Here is a 19,415-nt window from a genome sequence, read left to right as displayed (position 1 = left end):
GCCCTGGCAGCGGCGGGCGAGGGCGACCGCGCGGGTGCGGGACATCCGACAGGGCGGGGCCCCGCCGCGGACAGCGCGGACATCGGCGCCGCAGCCCCGACAACCGCCCCGCCCGCCTCGGCACGCTCCCGCTGACGGTGCGGGCGGGGGGGGGACACGCCAGGCCCTAAACCTGAGCGGCCGGTTCCAGGGCCTCCACCGCCGCGGCGGCGGCGGACGAGTCCTGGCCGTAGAAGATGTCGATGTCGACCTCCTCGCCCCCCATCGTCAGCGTGTCCCAGGCGCCGCTGAGGACGAGCATGCGCAGGGTGGCGGGCTGCAGGGTGCGCAGGCGGTCCAGGATCGCCTCGTCGTCCGGCATGCCCGGCAGGCGGGGCTCCAGGCGGTCGCGGATGGCCCGCATACGCTCCAGCAGTGTCCTGGTGTCCGCCTCGCGGTCGGGCTCTTCGGGGATCCCGTCGATGCCGTGGCCGATGATGTCCTTGATCGCCCAGGTGACCCCCTGGTCGTCGGTGGTGACCATCGCCTTCCAGGCCCGGCTCTTGTGCCGGTACTGCAGCATCGACATCGCCGCCTCGTGCCGGAGGAAGTCCGCGTCCCGGAACGGCCGCCCGTTCCACGCCCCGTTCAGGGATCGGGCCAGCGAGATGGCGGAGGCGAGGCCGCTGTTGAGACCACGGCCCGGCCAGAAGTGGATCGCGTTGGCGGCGTCACCGAGCAGGAAGCCGTACGTGCCCGGCGAGCTGGTGGTGGGCGGCAGCAACTCGGCGGAGAAGCGGGGGCGTTGCACCATGTCCAGGCGGAAGCTCGTGACCGCCGTCAGGTCGTCGGACTCCACGCCGAACAGCAGCAGCCCCTCGCGTACGCGCCGCCACAGAGCCGACCCCTTGACCAGCGCGGGCAGGAAGAGCGTGCCGTGCGTCGAGCACTGGAAGTCGCCGTACTCGTCGCGGTCCATCAGGCACGGCCGGGAGGCGATGCACTCCTCGAAGACGCGGCGCACCGGGTCCAGGCCGATCACCTCGGCCGCCTCGGCGTCGGTCAGCCGCATGTTGAGGAAGCCCTCGCCGCGCAGCGAGTTGAGCAGGAAACGGTTCTGGGCGACCGTCAGCAGGACCGCCATGGGGTCGGGCAGGCCGGACTTCACGCGCAGGCCCAGGACGACGTCCTGGAGGTGGCGGCCGTCGAGGGAGTAGATCGACTCGTCGGCCTTGCCGAACCGGGCGGCGAAGTGGTCCCGGGTGCGGGACCGGCCCCCGTCGCAGATGGCCAGGACGTGCTGGGTGGCGAGCGCCTCCTGCTGCTCCGCGGCGTCGAACCGGGCGGGTATCAGGCGTATCCGGTCCCGCTTCTCGTTCGCCAGCTCCAGCAGGCGGTCCTCGATGTAGGCGATGCGCATGTTGCGCGGACTGTGGTCGCCGACCGAGTCCGGGCCGGAGGGCCACATCTCCGTGTAGTGCTCCGGGTCGAAGAGGCGCGCCTGTACCTCCGCGGGCCACGCGAGGTACTGGCGGCTCTGCACGGTGACCACCTGCTGGCGCCGGACGTTGCCCTCGTCCTGGCCCTTCCAGACGACGGTGCGGCCCTGCTTGCGCCACCTGCCGTCGTAGACGGTGATCTGCACCTGGGGGCCGAGGAAGTGTTCGAGGAGCAGGGCGAGGGAGAGTCCGACGGGGCCGCCGCCGGCGACGGTGACCCGCAGGACGGGCCCGCTCTCGCCCTCCCGCGCACCGTGTGTGACGGACCGGGGCAGGGAGAGCGCCATCAGCGTCTCCATGGCGTCGGCCACCTCGAACCGGAACTCCTGGTCGCCCAGGGTGATCTCGTCGCCGGGCTGCAGCAGCCGGGACTCCACCTCTTCCCCGTTGACCAGCGTGCCGTTGCTGCTCTCCAGGTCGCGCAGCACGTACCCCTTGTCCTCGTCGAAGACGATCTCCGCGTGGAAGCGGGAGACGCTCAGACTGGAGATGACGACGGTGTTCTCCGAGTTGCGCCCGAAGGTGACGCGGGTGTCCAGGACCGGGATGCGCTCCCCCGCCAGCAGACCTTCGAGTCCGACCAGCACCGGTGCCACGGCACTTCCTTCCAGGAGTGGTTGACCTCAACACACCGCGGCACCACAGGATCTGCCACGCACGTCCACGCCGGGCGGCAGTCAACCGGCGGAACCACGACACGCTTGACATGTTGCCGAACCGTGAGGTCGGTCAGGTGCGACGGCGCCACGGTTCTCCTGGCGGCGCCCGGCTTTCCTCACCAATCGCCCCCATCCGGGAGCTTATACGCGCGCAGCCAAGGGTTTCCAGTGGGCACCACGCCCCGATTCCGGCTGGCGCAGGGGGAGTTGAGGGTTCTCTGCCGGGCCGGCGGCGAAGGCTGTTGTCCGGCCGGGAGCGGGACGCGGCGCGGGCCGGGCGGTCACCGCCCGGCCCGCGTTCTGCGCTGGTCGCGCGCTCAGCGGGTGCGGCCGTCGGAGCGCTTGCGGTGCAGGGTGAAGTTCTCGAAGACCGACAGGTCGCCGCCCGGCTTGTTCACGTTGTAGTACGTGACGTGCATCCGGGTGGTGTCACCGGGGTGCCGTCCGGGGTCGACGGTGAAGGCTGCGAAGCCGTAGGGGTGTTCCACGTCCCGGACGCCCACCCAGACCGCCTGCTCCTTCACGTAGGTGGAGGTGCGCTTGCCGTTCGGCCCGGCGGTCGAGGACACGGCGGTGATCACCTTGCCCGTGCCGTCGTTGAAGAACTTCTGGTTCGTGGTGCCCGAGACACCGCCGCCGCCGAGGATCATGTGCACGGTGCCCAGGTCGGCGTCGATGTCGTCGGTGGCCTGGGAGACCGGGCTGGGCGTCAGCGTCTCGCTGCCGCTCACCACACCGCGCACGGCCAGCGAGCGCTCGTAGTTGTGCTCGTGACCGCAGAGGACCAGGTCGACGCCGTACCGGTCGAACAGCGGGCCGTACTTCTCGCGCAGGCCCAGGTCCGCGCCGTTGGCGTCGGAGGAGCTGACCATGACCTGGTGCATGGCCACGACCACCCAGTCGATGTCCTGCGAGGAGCGCGCCGCCTTCAGTTCCTTCTCCAGGAAGGCGAGCTGGCGGCCGCCCGAGTAGCCGCTGATGTAGACGTCGCCGCCGTCCTGGAGGCAGTTGTCGTCGTTCTGCAGCACGATGACCCGCACCGAACCGGCCGTGAAGGCGTACCACAGGCCGGCGAGTTCGGTGTCGGTCTCGGTGGAGGGCAGCGAGAAGTACGTCTGGTAGGCGCCGAGGCCGAGCGGGCCGTTGGCCTTTTCGATCTCGTGGTTGCCGGCCGCCGGCATCCAGGGACGGAAGCGCGCCGAACGGGTGTTGTTGGTGAAGAAGTTGTTCCAGGTGCGCACCCGGTCGACGTCCAGGTTGGCGTAGCAGAGGTCGCCGTTGAGCAGGTGGAACAGCGGGGCGACCTGCTCGATGCCGGTGACGATGTCCTTCGTCGCGGGTGTGGAGTTCGCGTCCAGGCCGACGCTGCCGTCGGCCGCCCAGGTGACCTGGGGGGCGGACTGGTCGCCGAAGCTGGTGAAGGTGACCGGCCGGCGTCCCTGCGGAGCGGTGCGGAAGGTGCCGCTGTCGGGGGTCGCCCCCTTGTGGGTGGCGAGGTAGAGGTAGTCCGTGTCGGGGGTGAGCCCCTTGAGCAGGGCATGGTGGACGTAGACGGTGCGGTTCGAGGTGCCGTCGACGTAGGTGACGGTCTGCGCCTTCTTGCTGGAGCCGAAGCCCTGCTCCAGGGTGCCGTAGCGCACGACGGGCTTGGTCACCGGACGGTCCGTGATCCACGACACCGTCATCTGGGTGCGCGGGTCGGCCCCGAAGGTCAGGTGCAGACCCTGGACGGGGGGCGCGCCGGAGGAGTCGGCGGTGAGGTGGAAGGCCGGCGCGGCGAGCGGGGCGGCCTCGGCCGTACCCGCCCCCAGCAGGCCGGTGGCCGCGGCGCCCGCTCCCGCGGTGCCCAGCAGTCCCAGCGCGTGGCGGCGGCTGAGCCCCTCCGTGCCCCCCGCCGATCCGTCCTGCGCCGATCTGTCCTCTGCCGACTCTGTGTGTATGGTCATGACGCCCTCCCGACGTGCAGCTGAGCAGACAACGACGGCACCCTTGCCCAGTCCAACTGCCGCCACATGAACACCACATGACCACCAGGCCAGCACGTGTCAGGCATCAGGCCGACCATGCCGACACCTGTCCGTGCCTTTGCCTGCCGCCGCCCCGCCCTTGACCTCCGCGGGGCTGCCGACACCCGGGCGGGCGTGCGCCGGCCGACGCCGGGCCGGCTTGTAGCATGCTGGCCCGACCCAGGAGGCCATGGATGCGCGCCGGTGACCACGCCGACTCCCTCGACCGGGCGACGAAGGAGTTCCTCGCGGCGCGCCCGCAGCTCTTCGGTATCGCCTACCGCGTGATCGGCAGCGCCGTGGAGGCCGAGGACGTCGTCCAGGAGGCGTGGCTGCGGTGGCAGAGCACCGACCGTGCCGGTGTCCGGGAGCCGGCCGCCTTCCTGGCCACGGTGACCACCCGGCTGGCGATCAACTTCACCCGGTCGGCCCGGGTGCGCCGCGAGTCCTACGTGGGCCCCTGGCTTCCCGAGCCCGTGAGCACGAGCGCCGACCCCCAGCTGGGCGCCGAGCGCGCGGAGGCGCTCGACCTGGCGGTGCTCTTCCTGCTGGAGAAGCTGAACCCGGTGGAGCGGGCCGCGTACGTGCTGCGGGAGGCGTTCGACTACAGCTACCGGCGGATCGCGGAGATCGTGGAGACCAGCGAGGCCAATGCCCGCCAGCTGGTCAGCCGCGCCCGCAAGCGGCTGGCGGCGGAGCGCAGGGAGCCGGTCGCTCCGGCCGAGCACCGGCGGTTTCTGGAGGTGTTCCTCGCCGCGGCGCAGCGCGGCGATCTGCCGGTGCTGGAGGAGGTCCTCACCGCGGACGTGGTCAGCTACACCGACGGCGGCGGAATCCGCGGGGCGTCGAGGATCCCGGTGTCCGGGCTGCCGCACGTCTCCCGGTACCTCGCCGCCTTCGCCCCGCGCTTCTGGCCCCGGTCCCAGGTGCGCTGGGTCGAGGCCAACGGCAGGCCGGCCGTGCTGGTGGCGGCCTCGGGGAGGCCGGTGGCCCTGCTCTGCGCCGACGTGTCGGCACGCGGCATCGAACGCCTCCTGTGGGTGATGAACCCCGCCAAGCTGGCGCGGTACGTGGCCTCGTTGGACGAGTGACGCGCCCCTTCTCCCGGTCGCCGGGATGGCGTGTCACACGCGAGGCGGCTGTCCGGTCTCTTCTCCTGGAAACACCAAAGAGATCGCGAGAGGAATTCCGTCATGAAGGTCGTAGTGATCGGTGGCACCGGGCTCATCGGCTCGAAGGTGGTCCACGGGCTGGGCGCACACGGACACGAGGTGGTCGCGGCCGCGCCGAGCACCGGTGTCGACACCCTCACCGGGGAAGGTCTGGCCGAGGCCCTTCGGGGCGCGTCGGTCGTGGTGGACGTGTCCAACTCCCCCTCGTTCGAGGACCAGGCGGTCATGGACTTCTTCTGTGCCTCCACGGCCAACCTGCTGAGGGCGGAGGCCGAGGCCGGGGTGGGCCACCACGTGGCGCTGTCCGTGGTGGGCACCGACCGGCTCCAGGGCAGCGGGTACTTCCGGGCCAAGCAGGCCCAGGAGGAGCAGATCAGGGCGTCCGGCATCCCCTACTCCATCGTCCACGCGACCCAGTTCTTCGAGTTCGCGAAGGGGCTCGCCGACGGGGTCACCGAGGGCGACACGGTGCGCCTGCCCGCGGGCCGGATCCAGCCCATGGTCTCCGACGACGTGGCCGCGGCCGTGGGCCGCACGGCGGTCGGCGCCCCGGTGCACGGCGTGGTGGAGGTCGGCGGCCCGGAGGTGTTCGAGCTGGCGGAGTTCATCCGCATGGGCCTCACCGCCCTGGACGACCCCCGTAAGATCGTCACGGACCCGCAGGCCACGTACTGGGGTGCCGAACTGCAGCCGGACACGCTGCTGCCCGGCCCGGACGCGCAGCTGGGCGAGGTCAGGTTCGCCGACTGGCTCGCCCGCCAGAAGTGACGCCTGAGAGGGCCCGCCGGCGGGAGCCGCGGCTGCCGGCGGCCTACGACGCGCCGACCAGCACCACGGTGACGCACAGCGCCATCGCCGCGGTGATCAGCAGCATCGCGGTCAGCGTTCCGCGCAGCCAGTGTCCGAACCGGGCACGGTGGCGCTGTTCCACCGCGCTGACGCTGGCGGCGATGTGCTCGGTCACCAGGTGGGCCACGTAGGTCTGCTCCTGGAGATACCAGCGCTCGATGTCCGACTTCTGCTCCGGGGTCAGTCCCGGCTCCCGCGCGACGAACTCCGACACGCGCCGGCGTGCCGCCCGCAGGTGGGCCTGCTGGTAGAGGAAGTCCTGGATGTCGGTCAGGCCGCGGGCGGCCTCCTCGCTCGTGTCCATGGTGTGCTCCACAGGTGAGGCGGCGGCTGTCCGGCCAGTCGCTGGGGTGCTCGGGCGCGGTGTACGCGCATCAGCGCCGGAAGGGAGAGCAGCGCGCACGAACGTATCGAGCCGGGACTGGTCGGGGCCGGCGGTCTCGCGAACGCCGTGGTGAGAGCGGGAGCAAGCGGTGCGAAAGACCAGCGTGGCAACTTCCGGACGCGGCCGCAAGGGGGTGGGGGCCGCGTCGTCGGGGAAGCCGCTGGGCGGCACCCGCGCGGGCGGAAACCGGCCCCGGCCCCGGTCCCCCGGGCTCCCGTACACATGACTGACAAGAAGCTGTCACTCGCGGACCGGAATGCGGGTTCGGCCGGCACCGTTCTGACGGGCACGGCTGTTCGCCGATCCTCGCCCGACGAAAGAGGACGCATGACGACTGAGGCCACCACGACGGATCTCGAGGTCTTCACCGAGAGCTGGCAGGACTGGCACCGCGCCCAGGAGGCCGGGATCTCCGCCCCGCACGGATTCCTGGCCGTCACCGGTCTGCACTGGCTGGACGACCGGCCCCAGCGCTTCCCCGACGCTCCCGGCGCCTGGCGCACCGGCCCCGACGGGGTGGTCGTCACCCTGGACGACGGAGAGGAGCTGGTCGTCGACGGGACGCCGGTGCGCGGGGAACACCGCTTCGGCGTGCTTCCCGAGCGCGGCGGCGTCGAAGCGGTCTGGGGCGACGCCGTCATCGAGGTCGCCAGGCGCGGCGGGAACGACATCGTGCGCCCCCGGCACCCGGACGCTCCGCTGCGCACCGCCTTCACCGGCACCCCCGCCTACGCACCCGACCCGCGCTGGGCCGTGACGGGTCGGTACGTCCCCTTTGACGCGCCGCGGCCGACCACCGTGGGCGCCGCGGTGGAGGGCCTGGAGCACGTCTACGACGCGCCGGGGCGGATCGAGTTCGAGCTGGCCGGGCGGCAGCTGTCCCTGACCGCGTTCCCCGGCCGCGGCCCCGGCGGGCTGATGGTGCTGTTCACCGACGCGACGTCCGGGGTCACCACCTACGCCGCCAACCGGGCGCTGACCGTGGCGGCGCCCGCGGCCGACGGCACGGTGGTGCTGGACTTCAACCGTGCCGCGAACCTGCCGTGCGCCTACACGGACCTGGCCACCTGCCCGCTGCCGCCGGCCGAGAACCGGCTGCCGGTGGCGGTGGAGGCCGGGCAGAAGATCCCGCGCGAGCGCGGCGGGGCCTGACCCGGACGGCGGCGGCCCGGCAGGTACGACCCGCAGGGCTCCCGGCAGCCTGCCTTCGGTCTGCCGGGTCGGCGGGGCGGTACGCGGTGGCCGGTCAGCTGTCGTAGTCGACCGTCAGCGACTCGGAGACCGGGTAGGACTGGCAGGTCAGGACGTAGCCGGCGGACACCTCTGCGGGTTCCAGCGCGTAGTTGCGGCGCATGTCGGCCTCGCCTGCGGTGATGCGGGCACGGCAGGTGCCGCAGACGCCTCCCTTGCAGGCGAAGGGGAGATCCGGGCGGATGCGGGCCGCGGAGTCGAGGAGGGTGCGCTCGCGCGGGAGGCGCGCGGTGGTGGAGCGGCCGTCCAGGGTGACGGTGACCTCGCTGGCCGGGCCGGTCGCAGCCGCCTCCTCGTGCCGGAGAGGTTCGACCGGTTCGTCGGCGAAGAACAGCTCCTGGTGAATGCGCGGGGCAGGGACGCCGAGTCCGGCGAGCACCTTCCGCGCGTCGAGGACCATGCCGTACGGGCCGCACAGCCACCAGTGGTCGGCGCCCGCGATGTCGACCAGGCCCGTGACGAGCGCGCCGAGGCGGTCGCCGTCGAGGCGCCCGGAGAGGAGTTCGGCTTCCCGGGGCTCGCGGGAGAGGACGTGGGCGAGGTGGAAGCGGGTGCGGTACTCGTCCTTCAGGTCGGCCAGTTCGTCGGCGAACATCACGGTGTCGGTGCGGCGGTTGCCGTAGAACAGCGTGACCTTCGAGCGGTCGTCGGCGGCCAGGAGGGACGCGGCGATGGACATCATGGGGGTGATGCCCGAGCCCGCCGCGACGAGCACATGGTGGCCGGGGACGGTGAGGTCGGGGGTGAAGGCTCCGGTGGGGGCCATCACCTCGACGGTGTCGCCCGGCCGTACCTCGTGCACCAGCCAGGAGGAGAAGAGTCCGGCGGGCACCTCGCGGACGCCGATGCGGGGCGAGGCGCCGGCCGGCGAGCAGATCGAGTAGGAGCGCCGCTCGTCGCGGCCGTCGATCTCCCGGCGGAGGGTGAGCGACTGCCCGGGGCGGAAGGCGAACTCCTCGGCCAGGTGTGCGGGGATGTCGAAGGTGACCGCGGCGGCGTCCTCGCACAGGGGCTGGACCGCGGCGACACGCAGGGGATGGAAGGCTGGGCGGCGCCGGTGGGCTGTCGTCGCGGGGGCACCGGCGGCCGGTGCCGTCAGCTCTGCCATCAGATCTCCTTGACGTACTCGAACGGCTCCCGGCAGCTGAGGCAGCGCCACAGTGCCTTGCAGGAGGTGGCCGCGAACCGGGAGGTCTCCTCGGTGGCCGCCGATCCGCAGCGGGGACAGGCGACCGTGCGCCGGGTGGGCGACAGGTCCAGCGGGACGGGGCCGGCGGCGCGGCGCGGCGCGGGGTGGGGCGGGGCGATGCCGTGGGCGGCGAGTTTGCGGCGCCCCTCGGGGGTGATCCAGTCGCTGGTCCACGGCGGATCGAGGACGGTGCGGATCTCCACGCGGCCGAAGCCGGCGGCCCGCAGCCGGGCGGCGACCCCGGCCCGCATCTCGGCCATGGCGGGGCAGCCCGAGTAGGTCGGGGTGAGGTCGGCGAGCACGGTTCCGTCCGGTTCGACGGTGACGTCCCGCAGCACGCCGAGGTCGGCGAGGGTGAGCATGGGAAGCTCCGGGTCGGGCACCTGTTCGGCGATGTGCCGGGCCCGCCGGGCGTCGGCGAGGACGGTCACCATGTCGCCTCCGGGTGGGCGCGGGCCACGCTCTGCAGCTCGGTCAGCAGCGGGGCGAGGTGCTCGGTGTGCTCGCCGTCGCGGCCCCGCCCCGGCAGCGGCGGGACGGTCGGCATGGGGAGCGCGGCCGCGGCGAGGACCTGGTGAAGGTCCGCCAGCACCGCCTCACGGGCGTCGTGGGCGGCGAACAGCTCCGACCAGTAGGGGGCCTGCGCCGCCAGGGCCGCCCGCATCCGCGCGTGCGACTCCGGCGTGCCGTCGCCGAGGCGGACCACCCACTCGGCGGCGTACTGCCGGTGGTAGGTGAGCTCCTTCACGCCCTTGGCGGCGATCGCGGCGAGCACCGGGTCGGAGGCTGAGGCCAGTTCGGTGAAGTGGGCGAGCCGCCAGGAGGCGAACACCAGGAGCCGCAGGACGGAGAAGGCGAAGTCGCCGTTGGGGAGTTCGACGAGGCGTACGTTGCGGAAGGCGCCGGCGTCGCGGAAGTAGGCGTAGGCGTCCTCCGTGCGGCCGGTGCCGTCGCTCTGGCCGCAGCGGGAGTAGAGCAGGCGGGCCTGGCCGAGCAGGTCGAGCCCGATGTTGGCCAGTGCCACCTCCTCCTCCAGCTCGGGGGCGCGGGTCACCCATTCGGCCAGCCGCTGCGCCAGCACCAGCGCGTCGTCGCCGAGCGCGAGGCAGCGGGCGGCCAGCTCGGCGGCGTCGACGTGCTCGGGTACCGCCGTGTCCACGCCGTGCAGCGGGTCCTCGAAGCCGGTGCCGAACGCCCAGCGGGCGTCGCCGTCGTCATGCCCCTCCGCCAGGCTCAGATAGACGTGGTCGTCGCTCAACTCCGGCTCCTAGATGTGCGGGACATCGTCGGGGATGTCGTAGAAGGTCGGGTGGCGGTAGACCTTGTCGGCGCTGGGGGCGAAGAAGGGGTCCTTCTCGTCGCGCGTGGAGGCGGCGATGTGCTCGGAGCGCACGGCCCAGATGCTGACGCCTTCGTTGCGCCGGGTGTACAGGTCACGGGCGTGGGTGAGGGCCATCTGGTCGTCGGCCGCGTGCAGCGAGCCGACGTGGACGTGGTTCAGGCCGCGCTTGCCCCGGACGAAGATCTCGTACAGGGGCCAGTTCTCGGCGTCGCTCATGCCACTGCCTCCTCGCGCGCTCGGGCGGCCTGCTTGGCGGCGTGGGCACTCGCGGCCGCACGCACCCAGGCGCCTTCCTCGTGGGCGGCCCGCCGGCGCTCGATCCGCTGTGCGTTGCACGGGCCGTTGCCGCTGATGACGTCCTTCAGCTCGCCGAAGTCGGGGGTGCCGAAGTCGTGGTGGCCGCGCTCCTCGTTCCAGCGCAGCTCGGGGTCGGGCAGGGTCACGCCGAGCCGGGCCGCCTGCGGCACGGTCATGTCGACGAAGCGCCGGCGCAGTTCGTCGTTGCTGTGGCGCTTGATCTTCCAGGCCATCGACTGGGCGGAGTTGGGCGAGTCGTCGTCGGGCGGGCCGAACATCATCAGGGAGGGCCACCACCAGCGGTTCACCGCGTCCTGGACCATCTCCCGCTGGGCGTCGGTGCCGCGCATCATGGTCATCAGCAGTTCGTAGCCCTGCCGCTGGTGGAAGGACTCCTCCTTGCAGATCCGCACCATGGCGCGCGCGTAGGGGCCGTACGAGCTGCGGCACAGGGGGACCTGGTTGCAGATGGCCGCGCCGTCGACGAACCAGCCGATGACGCCGACGTCCGCGTAGCTGAGCGTCGGGTAGTTGAAGATCGACGAGTACTTCTGGCGGCCTTCGAGGAGGCGCTCGGTGAGGTCCGCGCGGTCGGCACCCAGGGTCTCGGCGGCCGAGTACAGGTAGAGGCCGTGGCCTGCCTCGTCCTGCACCTTGGCGAACAGGATCGCCTTGCGGCGCAGGGACGGCGCCCTGGTGATCCACTCGCCCTCCGGCTGCATGCCGATGATCTCCGAGTGCGCGTGCTGGGCGATCTGCCGGATCAGCGTCCTGCGGTAGCCCTCCGGCATCCAGTCGCGGGGCTCGATCCGCTGGTCGTGCGAGATCGTCGCCTCGAAATGGGACTCCAGATCGGGTCCGGAATCCGTGCCGGCCGCTTCAGTCATCTCCACCAACTCCCAACCGACCATTCGTTCGGTCCATCATACGGTGCGCCCTCCCCGGTCTGGCAAGGCCCACGCCGATCAGCACGGCGACCGGTCCGGCGACCGACACGGGCGTCGGCCCGACCCTTGCCGGCCTCTTGACATGCGGATGCATGGCTGGATTACTAGACCTCGCCGCTCACTAACCGAATGTTCGGTCGGTCCACAAGGTGGTGGGAATGACGACCCAGGTACCCGGCACCACGTCCGGCCCCGCGGAGTCGATGTTCGCCGCGGAAGAGGCGTCCCGGCGGCTGGGCATCGAACTGCTGGAGCACGGGGAGGGGACGGCCGTGCTGCGGATGACCGTGACCGCCGCACAGGTCACCGGGCACCGGATCGCCCACGGCGGGTACGTGTTCCTGCTCGCCGACACGCCGTTCGCCTGCGCCTGCAACAGCCACGGGCCGGTGACGGTCGCCGCCGGCGACGACATCGACTTCGTCGCGCCCGCCCACGAGGGCGATGTGCTGGTCGCCACCGCGCGGGAGCGGGTCCGGTTCGGCCGCAGCGGTGTCCACGACGTGAGCGTCCTGCGCGGCGACGAGGTGATCGCGGAGTTCCGCGGCCGCGGTCGCGCCCTCCGCACGCAGCACGAGGAGCCGCAATGAGCAGCGAAGTGATCGCGCCCGACCCCGGGCGCACCCGCCGGGGAGAGCCGCTTCCCGAGGCCCTGCTGGACGAGGCCGAGCGGATGTCCCGGGACGAGCTCCGGGCGCTCCAGCTCACCAGGCTGCGCAGGACGCTGCGCCACGCGTACGACCACGTGGAGCTGTACCGCAGGAAGTTCGACGCGGCCGGTGTACGCCCGGACGACTGCCGCACCCTCGCGGACCTCGCCCGCTTCCCCTTCACCACCAAGGCGGACCTGCGGGACACCTACCCCTTCGGCATGTTCGCCGTGCCGATGTCCGAGGTGCGGCGCGTGCACGCCTCCAGCGGCACCACCGGCCGCCCCACGGTGGTCGGCTACACCGAGAACGACCTGTCGATGTGGGCGGACGTCGTCGCCCGTTCCATCCGGGCCGCCGGCGGCCGCCCGGGGCACAAGGTCCATGTCTCCTACGGCTACGGCCTGTTCACCGGGGGCCTGGGCGCCCACTACGGCGCGGAACGCGCCGGCTGCACCGTGATCCCCGCCTCCGGCGGCATGACCGCCCGCCAGGTGCAGATCATCCGCGACTTCCGGCCCGAGATCATCATGGTCACGCCCTCCTACATGCTCACCCTGCTCGACGAGTTCGAGCGCCAGGGCGTCGACCCGCGCTCGACCTCCCTGCGGGTCGGCATCTTCGGCGCGGAGCCGTGGACGGAGGAGATGCGCCGCGAGATCGAGGAGCGCCTGGACATCCACGCGGTCGACATCTATGGGCTGTCCGAGGTCATCGGCCCCGGGGTGGCGCAGGAGTGCGTGGAGACCAAGGACGGGCTGCACGTCTGGGAGGACCACTTCTACCCGGAGGTCGTGGATCCGCTGACCGACGAGGTACCGGCCGAGGGCGAGAGCGGCGAGCTGGTCCTCACCTCGCTCACCAAGGAGGCGCTGCCGGTCATCCGCTACCGCACCCGCGACCTGACCCGGCTGCTGCCCGGCACGGCGCGTCCCGGGTTCCGCCGGATCGAGAAGATCACCGGCCGGTGCGACGACATGATCGTTCTGCGCGGGGTCAATGTCTTCCCCAGCCAGGTGGAGGAGATCGTGCTGCGGACGCCGGGAGTGGCCCCGCACTTCCAGATCCAGCTCAGCCGGCGCGGACGGATGGACCACATGACGGTCCGGGTGGAGGCACGTCCGGACGCCACCCCGGCCGACCGTGAGGCCGCCACCAGGGTCATCGCCCAGGGCGTCAAGGACGGCGTCGGGGTCACCGTGGAGGTCGCCGTCGTCGACCCGGAGACCCTGGAGCGCTCGGTCGGCAAACTCCGCCGGGTCAAGGACCTGCGGCGGGCGTAACTCCGTGGCGTACGCCGGGCCGGGATCCCTACTGTCGCCAGCATGCCAGAACCTGTCGGCCCCAAGGCCGAACTCCAGACGCTCCGTCCCGACCACGCCCCGGCGCTGCTCGTCTTCGAGCGGGAGAACCGCGCCTACTTCGCGGCGACCATCCCCGATCGCGGCGACGACTACTTCGCCCGGTTCGACGAACGGCTCCGGGCGCTGCTGGCCGAGCAGGAGGCCGGGATCTGCCACTTCCACGTACTGGTCGACACCGCGGGCGCGGTGCTGGGCCGGGTCAATCTGGTGGACGTCGCGGACGGCGCCGCCGACCTGGGATACCGGATCGCGGAGCGGGCCGCCGGGCGGGGCCTCGCCACCTGGGGCGTACGGGAGGTGTGCCGGCGCGCCGTCGGCGCCTACTCACTGACCAGCCTGCGGGCCGCCACCACCCTCGACAACCTGGCCTCGCGTGCCGTCCTGGCCCGCACCGGCTTCATCGTGACGGGCGAGACCCGGCTCTCGGGCCGACCGGGGCTGACGTACGTCCGCCGGCTCCGGCCGTAGCCCGGGCGGAGCGCCGCCGAGCCGACTGCCGCACGGTGGCCGCGGTGTCCGAGGGCACCGCGGCCGCCGTGGCCACCGTGGCGTCGGTCAGCCGGCCACCGGCCTGCCGCGGCCCCAGGCCCAGGCGAGGCGGTCGGCGCCGGACTGGTTGGTGGTGGTCAGCCAGGGGCGGGACGCGTCACCGGTCAGCTTCTGGATGGAGTAGATGTCGTCGGTGCGCAGGCCCGGCCAGTACACCGAGCCCATGCCGAGCTTGCGGAACGTGTCGGTGTCGGCCTGGATGAAGTTGACCGGGTTGCTCGACGGCGTCGGCACGTTGTAGTCCAGGCCCGTGGTCATCTCGGCGCCGAACTCGTCGGCGACCGTGCGGTCGGCGCAGTCGCCGAGCCGCTCCTTCAGGTCGGCCACCCACTGGTCGTAGGTGGCGTAGCTCTTCCAGAAGCCGTAGTGGTGCAGGGAGAGGTAGGTGCCCTTCAGCCGCGGGTCCGCGCAGACGCTGGTGACGTGGTCGTTGTAGCCGGCGCCGCTGACGAAGACGCGGTCGCGCGGGACGGACGGGTAGGTGGCGAGCCACTTCGCGGCGATGTCGGCCCACTGGGCGTCGGTGTAGCCGTGCGGCTCGTTCATCGGCTCGAAGTACACGCGCGGGTCGTGCCGGTAGGCCTTCACCACGGTGTCCCACATGGGCCAGAAGGTGGCCTCGTCGTCGATGAGGCCGTCCCGCTTGTCGCCCGTGCCCTCCCAGTAGGACACGATCACCTTGAATCCGCGGTCGGAAGCCGCGTCGATGACCGCGCGGTACGACTTCCAGTAGGCGCCGTTGACCGTGTAGGGGTTGATGGGCAACCGCACGGTGTTGGCGCCGAGGTTGGCGCGGAAGGCCGAGATGATCCGGCTCGACCTGGCGTACGTCTGCGCGTAGTCGTCCGAGGTCGACAGGCCGGAGAGCTGCAGGTAGTCGTCGGCGAAGTTGTCGCGCGGGTCGGCCCAGTTGACGCCTCTGAACTGGCTGGTGCCGTGGCCCGGCGCGGCGGCGGAGGCGGAGGCGGCGGCGGGGCTGCCGGTGAGGGTGGTGGCGCCGATCGCGGCGATCGCGACCGCCGCGAGGGCGGCGCGGGTGCGGGGGGTGACACGGGTTCTGGCGGGGGTCTTGCGCATCAACGTTCCCTTTCGGAAGACGGCGGCTCGGCGCGAGGGGGGATCGGGACCCGGCAACGTGTTCACGTAAACATCAGGCGGACGTGTTTACGTGAACATCCACTGCGCGGCCTTCCGACGGGATCTCCGTCGGGGCTGGTCACACGGCGATGTTTACGTAAACTCGAAAGCGTCGGAATCGTGGCACCCGCTTCTGCGGCCGTCAAGATTCCCGGTCCCGACTTCCCGCGCATGAAGGAGATTTGAGGGGTGGGGCGATGGTCCTGAACGAGCCCGAGCGGCCGGCCCCACCGGCCGCGGGCGGTGCGGGTCGAGGTGGTTCCGGGGTGCCCGGCGGGCGCCGCAAGCAGCGGGTCTCCATGGCGGACGTCGCCGAACTCGCCGGTGTCTCCTCGCAGACGGTCTCGCGGGTCTCCAACGGGCATCCCGGGGTGGTCCGATCCACCCGGGAACAGGTGCTGGCCGCGATGCGCGAACTCGGCTACCGGCCCAACAGCGCCGCCCGCGCGCTGCGTTACGGCAGGTTCAACACGATCGGGGTGATCCTGTTCAGTCTGTCCTCCACGGGCAGCAGCCGCACCGTGGAGGCGATCGCCACACACGCCGCCGCCGAGGGCTACGCGATCACGCTCATCCCCATCGACGTGGCCACCCAGGACAACGTACTGGGCGCCTTCACGCGGATGGGCGAACTGGCGGTGGACGCCGTCATCGTCATCATGGAGATCCATCTGCTGGACACCGCCACCGTGCAACTGCCGCCCGGCGTCCATGTGGTGGTCGTGGACTCCGACGCCGGGGACCGCTACGGCGTGGTCGACACCGACCAGGCCGACGGCGCCCGCGGGGCCGTACGGCACCTGCTGGAACTGGGCCACCGGACGGTGTGGCACGTGGCCGGTCCCGAGTCCTCGTACGCGGCCCAGCGCCGCGCCCAGGCCTGGCGGACGGTCCTGGCGGAGGCGGGGCGCCCGGTTCCCGCTCCCTTCCGCGGCGACTGGTCGGCCGAGTCCGGTTACGCGGCCGGGCTCGCGCTCGCCGAGGAGCCGGACTGCACCGCCGTGTTCGCGGCCAACGACCAGATGGCCCTGGGGCTGCTGCGCGCCTTCCACGAACGGGGCCGGTCCGTCCCGGCCGACGTCAGCGTGGTCGGCTTCGACGACACCCCGGACGCGGCCTTCTTCATCCCGCCCCTCACCACGGTCCACCAGGACTTCGCCGAGGTCGGCCGCCGCTGCGTGGAGGACGTGCTGCGCCAGCTGCGCACCGGCGACGACGCCCGCCCCGGCACCGACCTCGTCCCGGCCCGCCTGGTGATCAGGGACAGCACCGCCCCGCCGCGCACGCCATGACGGCGCTCCCCCGGCGGATGAGGGGGCCGGTGCGGGGTACCCGGGGCGGGACGCGGTGAAGGGCACCGCGCGGACGTGGGAGTCGCCCTGTGTCCATGACGCACCCTGCCGAGCGCTCCCGTGACGGGCGGGGCTGGTTCGAGCGGCTGGCCGAGGCGGCCTCGAACGTCACCAGCTCCCTGCTGTTCATGTGCTTCTGCGTGGCCCTGGTCGCCGCGTTCGTCGCCGTGCACCTCTCGGGCCTCGGCCTGACCTGGCAGCTGCTCGTCGGCGATCTCATGACCTCGGTGAACCTGCTGCTCATCGCCCTGCTGAAGAACTCCGAGCGGCGGGCGGAGCACGCCATCCAGCGCAAGCTCGACAGCATCGCCGCGGCGCTGCTCGACCAGCGGGAGGGCGAGCGCCCACGGGAGTCGGCCGGGGAGCTGCGCAAGGCGATCCGCATGGAGGAGGAGCTCTGATCCCCGCGCGGCCGGGCGGGCGGACCCGCCGGGCGCGGGCCGGTTCCTCGTACCCTGTTCGGTGTGCCTGCCGCCCGTCTGCATCGCGTCGCCGTCCTCGTGCTGGAGGGGGCGAAACCCCTCGACGTCGGCATCCCGGCGCAGGTCTTCACGACCCGGGCGAGCATGCCGTACGAGGTGCGGGTGTGCGGCGCGGCGCCCGGTCTGGTCACCGGCGGCGACGGGCTGTCGTACCACGTCGCCGACGGCCTGGACGCGCTGGAGTGGGCGGAGATCGTGTTCGTCCCGGGGTACCGGTTCCCGGACCGGGACGACCCCCCGCGGGCGGTCGTCGACGCGCTGCTCGGCGCGCACCGGCGGGGAGCGCGGCTCGCCGCCATCTCCACCGGGGCCTTCGCCCTGGCCGCGACCGGTCTGCTCGACGGCAGGCGCGCCACCACGCACTGGCACTACACGCGGGCCCTCGCCGAGAGGCATCCCCTCGTCAAGGTCGACGAGAACGTGCTCTTCGTCGACGAGGGCAGCGTGCTGACGTCGGCCGGCGCGGCCTCGGGGATCGACCTGTGCCTGCACATCCTGCGCGGTGACCTCGGGGTGGCCGCGTCCAACCACGCGGCCCGGCGGCTGGTGGCGGCCCCCTACCGCAGCGGCGGCCAGGCGCAGTACGTGCCGCGCAGCGTGCCCGAGCCGCTCGGCGAGCGGTTCGCCGCGACCCGCGAGTGGGCGCTGCACCGGCTCGGCGAACCGCTCACCCTGGACTCGCTGGCCCGGCATGCGGGGGTGTCGGCGCGCACGTTCTCGCGACGGTTCGCGGAGGACACCGGGTACACCCCGATGCAATGGGTGATGCGGGCCCGCATCGACGTGGCCAGGGAGCTGCTCGAACGCTCCGAGCGCAGCGTCGAGCAGATCGCCGACGACGTCGGCCTCGGCACCGGGGCGAACCTGCGGCTGCACTTCCAGCGCATTCTCGGCACGACACCGAGCGACTATCGGCGGACCTTCACCAAGGGGGAATAGGGCTGCGGGGGGCGACGGGGGCGGCCACCCGGAGGGCAGGACGGCGGGACGGGGACGGGGACGGGCGGGGCGGGGGCGGGGGCGGGGGCGGGCCGGATCGCGGCGAGGACTGGCGCTGTGGCCGCACGGCGGGATGGCGGGATCCTTTTGAACCATGGCGATCTCGCCTCTGTCCCGGCCGGGCGCGGACCGGGAACCTGGTGGCGTAGCGAAGGGACACCACTTATGACTCGTATCGCCGTCAACGGATTCGGCCGCATCGGGCGGAACGTGCTCCGCGCCCTGCTGGAGCGGGACAGCAGCCTGGAGATCGTCGCCGTGAACGACCTCACGGAGCCGACCGCCCTCGCGCGGCTGCTCGCCTTCGACTCCACGGCCGGCCGCCTCGGCCGCCCGGTGAGCGTCGACGGGGACGTCCTCGTCGTCGACGGCCGCCGTATCAAGGTCCTCGCGGAGCGCGAGCCGGCGCGACTGCCGTGGGCCGACCTCGGCGTGGACATCGTGCTGGAATCCACGGGCCGCTTCACCTCGGCGAAGGCCGCCCGCGCCCACCTCGACGCGGGCGCGCGGAAGGTGCTGGTCAGCGCGCCGTCGGACGGTGCCGACGTGACGCTGGCGTACGGCGTGAACACCGACGCCTACGACGCGGAGCTGCACACGATCGTCTCCAACGCCTCGTGCACGACCAACGCGCTCGCCCCATTGGCCGCGGTGCTGGACGAACTCGCGGGTATCGAGCACGGGTTCATGACGACCGTGCACGCGTACACCCAGGAGCAGAACCTCCAGGACGGTCCGCACCGCGACCCCCGGCGCGCCCGAGCCGCCGGTGTCAACATCGTGCCGACCACGACCGGCGCCGCCAAGGCGATCGGTCTGGTGCTGCCGAACCTCGACGGCAAGCTGTCGGGCGACTCGATCCGGGTTCCGGTGCCGGTGGGCTCGATCGTCGAGCTGAACACCACCGTGTCGCGTGACGTGACGCGTGACGAGGTGCTGGCCGCGTACCGCGCGGCGGCCGAGGGGCCGCTCGCAGGCGTCCTCGAATACTCGGACGACCCGCTGGTGTCGTCGGACATCACGGGCAACCCGGCTTCGTCGATCTTCGACTCGGCCCTCACCCGCGTCGACGGCCGCCACATCAAGGTGGTCGCCTGGTACGACAACGAGTGGGGCTTCTCGAACCGCGTGATCGACACGCTGGAACTGCTGGCGCGCTGACGGGCGTTGCCAGGGGTTGCGGGCTGAGCGGTCGGCCGCCGTACGGTGGCCGACCGCTTCGTGCCGTGGCTCAGCCGACGGCCCTGGCCTGCGGGACTCGGCCCGGTGGCCGGGCAAGGTGGCCGGGTACGGTGGGTGCGGACGAC

The 19,415-nt window shown here is 72.2% G+C and carries 19 protein-coding genes; 10 read left to right on the top strand and 9 right to left on the bottom strand.

Features of this window, described 5'->3' with window-relative positions; genetic code table 11:
- Positions 1–166: 166 nt before the first annotated feature.
- Together AB0M11_RS30795 and AB0M11_RS30790 are read right to left on the bottom strand one after the other, a co-directional pair.
- Positions 167–2,074, bottom strand: coding sequence for an FHA domain-containing protein (locus AB0M11_RS30795; RefSeq protein WP_365711247.1), 1,908 nt, complete (start codon positions 2,072–2,074; stop codon positions 167–169).
- Positions 2,075–2,454: 380 nt separating this feature from the next.
- Positions 2,455–4,083 (bottom strand): metallophosphoesterase family protein, encoded by a 1,629-nt coding sequence (locus AB0M11_RS30790; protein ID WP_365711245.1) that lies wholly within the window; start codon positions 4,081–4,083, stop codon positions 2,455–2,457.
- Between the two features lie 254 nt (positions 4,084–4,337).
- Here AB0M11_RS30790 and AB0M11_RS30785 point away from each other — a divergent pair, with 254 nt between their 5' ends.
- Positions 4,338–5,234: an RNA polymerase sigma-70 factor gene (locus AB0M11_RS30785; protein WP_365711243.1), complete on the top strand. Its 897-nt coding sequence runs from the start codon at positions 4,338–4,340 to the stop codon at positions 5,232–5,234.
- A gap of 102 nt (positions 5,235–5,336) precedes the next feature.
- Positions 5,337–6,083 carry an SDR family oxidoreductase gene (locus AB0M11_RS30780; protein ID WP_365711241.1) on the top strand — a complete coding sequence of 249 codons (747 nt, stop codon included), beginning with the start codon at positions 5,337–5,339 and terminating at the stop codon, positions 6,081–6,083.
- Between the two features lie 43 nt (positions 6,084–6,126).
- Here AB0M11_RS30780 and AB0M11_RS30775 read toward each other — a convergent pair whose 3' ends face one another.
- A complete protein-coding gene (locus AB0M11_RS30775) occupies positions 6,127–6,468 on the bottom strand; it encodes a hypothetical protein (RefSeq protein ID WP_365711239.1) in 342 nt (113 codons plus the stop codon).
- Positions 6,469–6,876: 408 nt separating this feature from the next.
- On the opposite strand from AB0M11_RS30775, the gene AB0M11_RS30770 reads away from it, so the two are divergent.
- Entirely contained in the window at positions 6,877–7,701 is an 825-nt protein-coding gene (locus tag AB0M11_RS30770) for a DUF1684 domain-containing protein (protein WP_365711237.1), read from the top strand.
- Positions 7,702–7,795: 94 nt separating this feature from the next.
- On the opposite strand, the gene paaE is transcribed toward AB0M11_RS30770, so the two are convergent.
- From paaE to paaA, 5 genes are read right to left on the bottom strand one after another with little or no spacing between them, the layout of a single operon-like run.
- On the bottom strand, positions 7,796–8,908 hold the full coding sequence (paaE, locus tag AB0M11_RS30765; RefSeq protein WP_365711235.1) for a 1,2-phenylacetyl-CoA epoxidase subunit PaaE: 1,113 nt from the start codon (positions 8,906–8,908) through the stop codon (positions 7,796–7,798).
- Positions 8,908–9,423: a 1,2-phenylacetyl-CoA epoxidase subunit PaaD gene (gene paaD / locus AB0M11_RS30760; RefSeq protein WP_365711233.1), complete on the bottom strand. Its 516-nt coding sequence runs from the start codon at positions 9,421–9,423 to the stop codon at positions 8,908–8,910. Before paaD ends, paaE begins: the two co-directional genes overlap by 1 nt.
- Positions 9,417–10,247, bottom strand: a complete 831-nt coding sequence (paaC, locus tag AB0M11_RS30755) for a 1,2-phenylacetyl-CoA epoxidase subunit PaaC (RefSeq protein WP_365711231.1) — start codon at positions 10,245–10,247, stop codon at positions 9,417–9,419. The genes paaD and paaC overlap by 7 nt, the downstream gene beginning before the upstream one ends.
- Positions 10,248–10,256: 9 nt before the next feature.
- Positions 10,257–10,547: a 1,2-phenylacetyl-CoA epoxidase subunit PaaB gene (paaB, locus tag AB0M11_RS30750; protein ID WP_365711229.1), complete on the bottom strand. Its 291-nt coding sequence runs from the start codon at positions 10,545–10,547 to the stop codon at positions 10,257–10,259.
- Positions 10,544–11,515, bottom strand: coding sequence for a 1,2-phenylacetyl-CoA epoxidase subunit PaaA (gene paaA, locus AB0M11_RS30745; RefSeq protein WP_365711227.1), 972 nt, complete (start codon positions 11,513–11,515; stop codon positions 10,544–10,546). The genes paaB and paaA overlap by 4 nt, the downstream gene beginning before the upstream one ends.
- A gap of 218 nt (positions 11,516–11,733) precedes the next feature.
- Here paaA and paaI point away from each other — a divergent pair, with 218 nt between their 5' ends.
- The 3 genes from paaI to AB0M11_RS30730 are packed head-to-tail and all read left to right on the top strand — an operon-like array spanning position 11,734 to position 14,057.
- Positions 11,734–12,165: a hydroxyphenylacetyl-CoA thioesterase PaaI gene (paaI, locus tag AB0M11_RS30740; RefSeq protein ID WP_365711225.1), complete on the top strand. Its 432-nt coding sequence runs from the start codon at positions 11,734–11,736 to the stop codon at positions 12,163–12,165.
- On the top strand, positions 12,162–13,508 hold the full coding sequence (paaK, locus tag AB0M11_RS30735) for a phenylacetate--CoA ligase PaaK (protein ID WP_365711223.1): 1,347 nt from the start codon (positions 12,162–12,164) through the stop codon (positions 13,506–13,508). The genes paaI and paaK overlap by 4 nt, the downstream gene beginning before the upstream one ends.
- 42 nt (positions 13,509–13,550) lie before the next feature.
- Positions 13,551–14,057: a GNAT family N-acetyltransferase gene (locus tag AB0M11_RS30730; RefSeq protein WP_365711221.1), complete on the top strand. Its 507-nt coding sequence runs from the start codon at positions 13,551–13,553 to the stop codon at positions 14,055–14,057.
- A gap of 87 nt (positions 14,058–14,144) precedes the next feature.
- On the opposite strand, the gene AB0M11_RS30725 is transcribed toward AB0M11_RS30730, so the two are convergent.
- Complete coding sequence (locus tag AB0M11_RS30725; protein ID WP_365711219.1) at positions 14,145–15,215, bottom strand: cellulase family glycosylhydrolase; 1,071 nt, start codon at positions 15,213–15,215, stop codon at positions 14,145–14,147.
- A gap of 359 nt (positions 15,216–15,574) precedes the next feature.
- Between AB0M11_RS30725 and AB0M11_RS30720 the strand changes: the two genes are divergently transcribed.
- The 4 genes from AB0M11_RS30720 (at position 15,575) to gap (ending at position 19,269) form a co-directional block, all read left to right on the top strand.
- On the top strand, positions 15,575–16,567 hold the full coding sequence (locus AB0M11_RS30720) for a LacI family DNA-binding transcriptional regulator (protein ID WP_365711249.1): 993 nt from the start codon (positions 15,575–15,577) through the stop codon (positions 16,565–16,567).
- 95 nt (positions 16,568–16,662) lie between these two features.
- The gene (locus AB0M11_RS30715; protein WP_365711218.1) at positions 16,663–17,028 is read left to right on the top strand and encodes a low affinity iron permease family protein; all 366 of its coding nucleotides are present in this window, start codon (positions 16,663–16,665) and stop codon (positions 17,026–17,028) included.
- A 63-nt stretch (positions 17,029–17,091) separates the two neighbouring features.
- Positions 17,092–18,048 carry a helix-turn-helix domain-containing protein gene (locus tag AB0M11_RS30710; RefSeq protein WP_365711217.1) on the top strand — a complete coding sequence of 319 codons (957 nt, stop codon included), beginning with the start codon at positions 17,092–17,094 and terminating at the stop codon, positions 18,046–18,048.
- 225 nt (positions 18,049–18,273) lie between these two features.
- The gene (gene gap / locus AB0M11_RS30705; protein ID WP_365711215.1) at positions 18,274–19,269 is read left to right on the top strand and encodes a type I glyceraldehyde-3-phosphate dehydrogenase; all 996 of its coding nucleotides are present in this window, start codon (positions 18,274–18,276) and stop codon (positions 19,267–19,269) included.
- Positions 19,270–19,415: the final 146 nt, after the last annotated feature.

Origin of the sequence: Streptomyces sp. NPDC051987 (assembly GCF_040680735.1) — a bacterium.
Lineage (GTDB): Bacteria > Actinomycetota > Actinomycetes > Streptomycetales > Streptomycetaceae > Streptomyces.
The sequence above is the reverse complement of the archived record's forward strand: the minus strand, read 5'-3'. Positions and strand labels throughout refer to the sequence as shown.